The organism is Anaerotignum sp., from assembly GCF_051877975.1.
Taxonomy (GTDB): Bacteria; Bacillota; Clostridia; order Lachnospirales; family Anaerotignaceae; genus Anaerotignum_A.
Map to the genome: position 1 here is coordinate 1 of NZ_JBJEJK010000050.1, position 7,139 is coordinate 7,139.

7 protein-coding genes and 1 tRNA gene are annotated in these 7,139 nt (G+C 45.8%); all 8 read left to right on the forward strand.

Translation table 11 applies throughout. The features are described from left to right. Positions 1 to 80: 80 nt before the first annotated feature. The 8 genes from ACI39P_RS07775 to ACI39P_RS07810 all read left to right on the forward strand — a co-directional run bounded on the left by ACI39P_RS07775 (position 81) and on the right by ACI39P_RS07810 (position 7,065). Positions 81 to 152 (forward strand) — tRNA-Gly (locus ACI39P_RS07775). A gap of 69 nt (positions 153 to 221) precedes the next feature. Then, positions 222 to 668, forward strand: a complete 447-nt coding sequence (locus ACI39P_RS07780) for a DUF1893 domain-containing protein (protein ID WP_439720096.1) — start codon at positions 222 to 224, stop codon at positions 666 to 668. A gap of 13 nt (positions 669 to 681) precedes the next feature. Next, complete coding sequence (locus ACI39P_RS07785; RefSeq protein WP_439720097.1) at positions 682 to 963, forward strand: DUF503 family protein; 282 nt, start codon at positions 682 to 684, stop codon at positions 961 to 963. Positions 964 to 1,144: 181 nt separating this feature from the next. Beyond that, positions 1,145 to 2,440 (forward strand): trigger factor, encoded by a 1,296-nt coding sequence (gene tig / locus ACI39P_RS07790; protein ID WP_439720098.1) that lies wholly within the window; start codon positions 1,145 to 1,147, stop codon positions 2,438 to 2,440. A gap of 81 nt (positions 2,441 to 2,521) precedes the next feature. Then, positions 2,522 to 3,121, forward strand: coding sequence for an ATP-dependent Clp endopeptidase proteolytic subunit ClpP (clpP, locus tag ACI39P_RS07795; protein ID WP_320791289.1), 600 nt, complete (start codon positions 2,522 to 2,524; stop codon positions 3,119 to 3,121). After that, the gene (clpX, locus tag ACI39P_RS07800) at positions 3,122 to 4,417 is read left to right on the forward strand and encodes an ATP-dependent Clp protease ATP-binding subunit ClpX (RefSeq protein ID WP_439720099.1); all 1,296 of its coding nucleotides are present in this window, start codon (positions 3,122 to 3,124) and stop codon (positions 4,415 to 4,417) included. Positions 4,418 to 4,811: 394 nt separating this feature from the next. After that, a complete protein-coding gene (ilvA, locus tag ACI39P_RS07805; protein WP_439720100.1) occupies positions 4,812 to 6,002 on the forward strand; it encodes a threonine ammonia-lyase in 1,191 nt (396 codons plus the stop codon). Between the two features lie 166 nt (positions 6,003 to 6,168). Next, positions 6,169 to 7,065 carry an EamA family transporter gene (locus ACI39P_RS07810; RefSeq protein WP_439720101.1) on the forward strand — a complete coding sequence of 299 codons (897 nt, stop codon included), beginning with the start codon at positions 6,169 to 6,171 and terminating at the stop codon, positions 7,063 to 7,065. The last annotated feature ends 74 nt before the right edge of the window (positions 7,066 to 7,139 follow it).

A 7,139-nucleotide genomic window follows, 5' to 3' on the forward strand; every position in this document is an offset into this window, starting at 1 on the left:
TAGAGCATCGCCTTGCCAAGGCGAGGGTCGCGAGTTCGAATCTCGTCTCGCGCTTCTTTTTCAATAAAACTGCATACGATGCGCGAGTGGCTCAGTGGTAGAGCATCGCCTTGCCAAGGCGAGGGTCGCGAGTTCGAATCTCGTCTCGCGCTTGAGAAGATCGGTTTTGAATTTTTCAAGACCGATTTTTTGTATATAAAAAACCGGAAGGGGTGGCCGGGATGGAGCCGGAAAAACAGAAAGAAAGACTGGAACAGGCAAAAATGGCTTTGCAGGGGGAGATCACCTTTGCGGCGGTCTTAGCCAATGGGGATTTGGTGACCTCCGAAAAAAAGGGCATCGCACCGATGATGGCTCTTTTGCAGAAAGAGGAAACGGCCCTGCAAGGGGCCTGCGTGGCAGATCGGGTCATCGGCAGAGCGGCAGCTCTTCTGATGGAAAAAGCGGGAGTGACGGCAGCCTTTGGAACTGTTGTCAGTACCCATGCCCTGAAGGCGTTCCGTGATAGCAGCATTGCTTTCAGCTACGATAAGGAAGTGGAATATATCATCAATCGGGCAAAAACAGGCATGTGCCCCATGGAAGAGACGGTGTTGAAAATAGAAGACCCGGAGGAGGCTTATGCCGCCTTGAAAAGAAAGCTGGCAGAGTTGGCGGCTGCAAAATAAAGGAGTGAGCACCGTGATTGTAGGGACTTGTGAAGTCACCTTTCGGGCAGAGTGGGTTTCAAGCCTGAAAGAAAAACGGATGGTGGTAAAAAGTCTGGTGGAAAAGACGAGACATAAATTCAACGTTTCTGTGGCAGAGGTAGACAGACAGGATGAACATAAGACCATTGTCATTGGCTTTGCCTGTGTCACCAACGAAAGGCGCCATGCCGACAGTATGATACAGCATATTCTGGATTTTATGGAGAAAAATACGGAGGCGGAACTTCTTTCTGCGGAATATGAGGTTTTTTAGGCGTGTTTTTTGCTGAAAACCTACGGAAAATTTGCATTTACCTGTAGATTTTCAAAAATCAGTATGTTATAATCTACTGTGATTGTGCAGTTTTGGTGTACTGTATCTCAACATGGCAGCAGAACAGAAAATAAGACAAGGTTGTCATAAAACGAATATTTTTAAGGAGGAGCTTCTTACAATGAACGCAACATTATTGAACAAAGAAAAAACAGCAGTAAAATTTTCCTTTGAAGTAACTGCAGAAGTACTGGAACAGGGCATGGCATTTGCTTACAACAAACATAAAAACAATCTGACCCTGCCCGGCTTTAGAAAAGGCAAAGTGCCCAGAAAACTGATCGAGGCACAGTATGGCGAAGCATTCTTCTATGAAGATGCCATTAACCATATCTTCCCCGAAGAATACATGACAGCAGTAAAAGAACTGGGTCTGGATGTTGTATCCGCACCTACACTGGATATCGAATATATCGAATCCGGCAGAGGCGCAAAATTCATCGTAGATGTAACAGTAAAACCCGAAGTAACACTGGGTCAGTACAAAGGTCTGGAAGTAGAAAAAGTTTCCGCTGAAGTAACAGACACAGACGTTATGCTGGAACTGGAAAAAGTACAGAGACAGAATGCAAGAAAAGTAGAAGTAACAGACAGAGCTGCTCAGCTGGGCGATGTTGTTAATATCGATTACCTGGGTTCCGTTGATGGGGTTCCTTTCGACGGCGGCAAAGCAGAAGGCTATGACCTGGAACTGGGTTCTCATTCCTTCATCGAAGGCTTCGAAGATCAGATCGTAGGTCACAATATCGGCGATGCATTCGATATCAATGTAACATTCCCCGAAGCTTACCATGCGCCTGAACTGGCTGGCAAACCTGCTGTATTCGCAATCAAACTGAACGGCATTACAGCCAAAGAACTGCCTGAACTGAACGATGCATTTGCAGAAGATGTATCCGAATTCTCCACACTGGATGAATACAAAGCAGATATTCTGGCTAAACTGGCAGCAGAGAAAACAGAAAAAGCAAGACAGCTGCAGGGCGATAAACTGCTGGATGCAGCAGTAGCAAACTGCACAATGGAAGTTCCTCAGGTGATGTATGATAACAAAATCGACAGCATGATGAGAGAATTTGAAGAAAACATTGTTCGCCAGGGTCTGTCTATGGATGTATACTATCAGTATATGGGAACAAATGAAGAAACTATGAGAGAAACTTTCAAAGATACATCTATGAAGAGCGTTGACGCAAGACTGATGCTGGAAGCAATTGCAGCGGCTGAAAATCTGGTGATCTCCAATGAAGACCTGGATGCAGAAGTTTGCAAATACGGCGAAAGCTATGGTATCGACGGCAAGACAATGCTGGAAATGATTCAGGATGAAGATAAAGAAGCCCTGAGAAAAGATATGCTGGTAAGAGCAGCAATGAAGCTGATCGAAGACACAGCTATCCTGAAAGACGCAGAATAATCCGAAATGCAATAATTAGAACCATTAAGTAGGCACAGGCAACTGTGCCTATTTAGATAATATAAGATTGGAGGAATCATAATGAGTTTAGTACCTATGGTCGTAGAACAGTCCAACCGTGGCGAACGTTCTTATGATATTTATTCCAGATTGCTGAAAGACAGAATCATTTTTCTGGGGGAAGAAGTCAACGATGTGACAGCGAGCCTCGTGGTAGCGCAGCTGCTGTTTTTGGCGGCGGAAGATCCTGATAAGGATATCAACCTGTACATCAACAGCCCCGGCGGTTCTGTAACAGCTGGTATGGCGATTTACGATACGATGCAGTATATTAAGCCAGATGTATCTACCATTTGCATTGGTATGGCGGCCAGCATGGGCGCATTTCTGCTGGCAGGGGGCGCAAAGGGCAAAAGATATGCTCTGCCCAATGCAGAAGTGATGATCCACCAACCCAGCGGCGGCGCAAGGGGGCAGGCGACAGATATCCGCATCCATGCAGAAAATATTTTACGTACTAAGAAAAAGCTGAATGAGATTCTGGCGGAAAATACAGGCCGTTCCTACGAAGAAATCGAAAGAGATACGGAACGGGATAACTTTATGAGTGCTGAGGAAGCAAAGGCTTATGGCCTGATTGACGATGTGATCACAAAACCTCAGACAAAGGAGAGAGGATAAATGGCAGGTAAAACGGAAGAAATGAACAAACTGCGGTGTTCCTTCTGCGGCAAAACACAGGATCAGGTAAAAAAACTGATTGCGGGACCCAATGTGTATATCTGCGATGAATGTATCGACCTTTGTGCGGACATCATTGATGAAGAATACGATGTGCTGGCAAATAAAGACGAAGAACTGAATGTTCCCAAACCCAAGGAGATCAAAGAAACGCTGGATGAATATGTCATTGGCCAGGATCGGGCAAAGCAGGCCTTGGCCGTTGCCGTTTACAACCATTACAAACGGATCTATATGGACGCAAAAGCAGAGGATGTGGAACTGCAGAAGAGCAATATCCTGCTGGTAGGGCCTACGGGTACCGGGAAAACGCTGCTGGCGCAGACATTAGCGAAAGTATTGAACGTACCTTTCGCTATTGCCGATGCGACATCCCTGACAGAAGCAGGCTATGTTGGGGAAGACGTGGAAAATATCCTGCTGAAGCTGATTCAGGCGGCAGATTATGATATTGAACGGGCTGAAAGAGGCATCATCTATATCGATGAGATCGATAAGATCACGAAGAAAAGCGAAAACGTATCTATCACAAGGGATGTCAGCGGCGAAGGGGTACAGCAGGCGCTGCTGAAGATTCTGGAAGGTACTGTGGCAAGCGTACCCCCTCAGGGCGGCAGAAAGCATCCCCATCAGGAATTTATCCAGATCGATACTACAAATATTCTGTTTATCTGCGGCGGTGCCTTTGGCGGCATCGAAAAAATCATCCAGAACCGTATGGGGCATAAGGTCATCGGTTTTGGTGCGGAAGTGCAGAGCAAACTGGATAAGACCAACGATGAACTGCTGCAGAGCCTGATGCCTCAGGATCTGCTGAAATATGGCCTGATTCCTGAATTTATCGGCCGTTTGCCTGTAGTGGTAACGCTGGATAATCTGGATGAAGATGCTTTCATACACATCTTGACAGAGCCAAAGAATGCGCTGACAAAGCAGTATGAATATCTTTTTGCTTTGGATGATGTCATTCTGGAATTCAAGGAGGATGCCCTGAGAGCCATCGCAAGAAAAGCCATGGAACGGGAAACCGGTGCCCGTGGTCTGCGCTCCATTGTAGAGGAATTTATCAACCCCATTATGTATGAAATTCCTACAGAAACAACGGTGGAACGCTGCGTTATCACAGAAGATGTGGTGGCAGGCAAAGCAAAGCCTGAATATGTGTATAATGAAAACAGACAGCCGCTGCAGCGGATCCGGAAGCGCAAAAACAACAGAACCGGCGTATCTGCTTAAGCTGTATTGCAAAGATGACCCTAGCGTCAGGCTTCGGTCTGTAAAAAAAAGAGAAACCATAAGCGTCTGCAGGAGCGTTTTCAAGCGCCGACAGGCGCTTTTCTTTTGCCTGGAAAAGGCTGTTCTTGGGAAAAACGCACAATGGGAAAAGACAAAATTTTATAGTGTACGGAAAGTTGTGCATCTCCGGCGGAATGACTGGAATATCTGACAAAAACGTGAAAAATGTTAAAAAAATCGCAAAAAAGCGTTGACTATGGGATGGAAGGTGGATATAATTTACCTGTACTTGAGAGAGGGACAAAAACAAACAGATGTCCTTGCAAAGAAAACGTTATAAAAAAGAAACAGATAGAAAAAATATAATAAGAAAAAGAAATAGGAGGAAGAAAAAATGCTGACATTGGAAATGATTCAGGATGCAAAAAAAGTACTGGATGGCGTAGCAAGAACAACACCCCTGTTCGAATCCGCTTTCATCAACCCCAACGCAAATGTATTTATCAAATGTGAAAATATGCAGGTGACAGGCTCCTTCAAACTGAGAGGTGCTTATGTAAAAACAGCTAACCTGACAGATGCAGAAGCTGCAAAAGGCGTAATCGCTTGCTCTGCTGGCAACCATGCACAGGGCGTTGCTCTGGCAGCACAGAAAAAAGGCATCAAAGCAACTATCTGCATGCCCGCTGGTGCACCTTTGGCAAAAGTAGAAGCAACAAAGAGCTATGGCGCAGAAGTTGTTCTGGTTCCTGGTGTATACGATGACGCAGCTGCAAAGGCAGTTGAACTGCAGAAAGAACATGGCTACACATTCCTGCACCCCTTCAATGATGAATATGTAATGGCTGGTCAGGGGACAGTTGGCCTGGAAATTCTGGATAAACTGCCCGATGCAGAAGTTGTTCTGGTTCCCATCGGTGGCGGCGGTCTGATCTCCGGTGTTGCTTGTGCAATCAAGAGCATCAACCCTAACTGCAAAGTATATGGCGTACAGGCAGCAGGCGCTCCTTCCATGAAACAGTCTCTGGAACACAAGAAAATCGAAAAACTGGCAAGCGTTGCAACAATGGCGGATGGTATTGCTGTAAAAGAACCCGGCGACCTGACATTTGAAAACTGCATGAAATATGTTGACGGCGTTGTAACAGTAACAGAAGCTGAAATCGCTTCCGCTATTCTGATGCTGCTGGAAAAACACAAAATGGTAGCAGAGGGCGCTGGTGCAGTTTCTGTAGCAGCAGCTATGACAAATAAAGTAGACATCGCTGGCAAGAAAGTTGTTTGCGTGGTATCCGGCGGTAACGTAGACGTAAATGTTCTGGACAGAATCATTGACAAAGGCCTGCAGGAAAACGGCAGAATCGCAGAATTCTCTGTTATGATGGCAGATAAACCCGGTCAGCTGATCCAGCTGCTGCAGATCATCGCAGAAACAGGCGCAAATATTCTGGATGTAAACCACGACAGAAGAGCAAAAGGCGTAGCAGTAAGCAACGTTGTGGTAAACGTAGTGGTAGAAACAAGAAACAAAGCACACTACGAAGAAATGGTAGCAGCTCTGAAAGCAAGCGGCTATACAATTTGATTTTTATAAAATAGCAAGACCACCCTCTAATGAGGGTGGTTTTTTTATGCCGGATACAGCAAAAAGCTGCTTTGGGAGCTTTTCTTCGAAAAAGATTTCAAAAGGCATCTAACTTTGTTGAAAAGAGGCGAAAAATATATTATCCTACTTTTTGAGGTGAAAAGAAATGGAGAAAAAAGAGAAAAGGACAGCGGGGATTTGCTATACCCTGGCAGGGGGTACCTGCTGGGGGCTTTCCGGTTGCTTCGGGCAATATTTGTTTCAGGAAAAGGGCATCACGGCGGAATGGCTGGTTACAATCCGCCTGACTTTTGCAGGTGTTCTGCTGATTTTACTGGGCCTGTTGCTGACGAAAAAGAAAATGGGGAATGTTTGGAAAAATCCCGTGGATAAAAAACGACTGCTGATTTTTGCTATTGGCGGGATGCTGACTTGTCAGTATACATATTTTGCCGCAATCCAATATTCCAACGCAGGCACGGCAACAGTGCTGCAATCCTTAGCACCTGTAATCATTTTAGGGATTGTTTGCTTAAGGGAAAAACGGCTGCCCCATAAATTGGAAACAGGAGCGATTTTTTGTGCATTATCAGGGGTGTTTTTTATAAGTACCCATGGGGATATCCGCAGTATGAGTATTACAACGCTGGCATTGCTTTTTGGCTTGGGCGCGGCAGCCAGCGCAGCGGCCTATAACCTGCTTTCCGGAGATTTGCTGCGGAAATATGGGGTATATGCCAGTGTGGGCTATGCCATGTTGATCGCAGGTATCGTTATGGTCATTATCGTGCGCCCCTGGAGATATGCTGTGACCTATGATATGGGAACGGTTTTGGCGACGGCGGGGGTCGTTGTCATTGGTACAGCAGTGGCATTCTCCCTGTATTTGAAGGGGGTCAGCCTGGTGGGGCCTTTCATGGGCAGCCTGCTGGGAATGGTGGAGCCTATCACGGCAGTCATTATTTCTTTGGTGTTCCTTGGCGCCAGTTTTCATATCATGGATTTGATTGGGTTTGTGCTGATTTTGGGAACGGTGGCGGCATTGTCCCTTTGCTCTAAATGAAAAAATTACAGAGATACCTCGGCCTTTGCGGGAGCCGAGGTATATTTGCCTGTAAAAGAAATTTATGGTATACT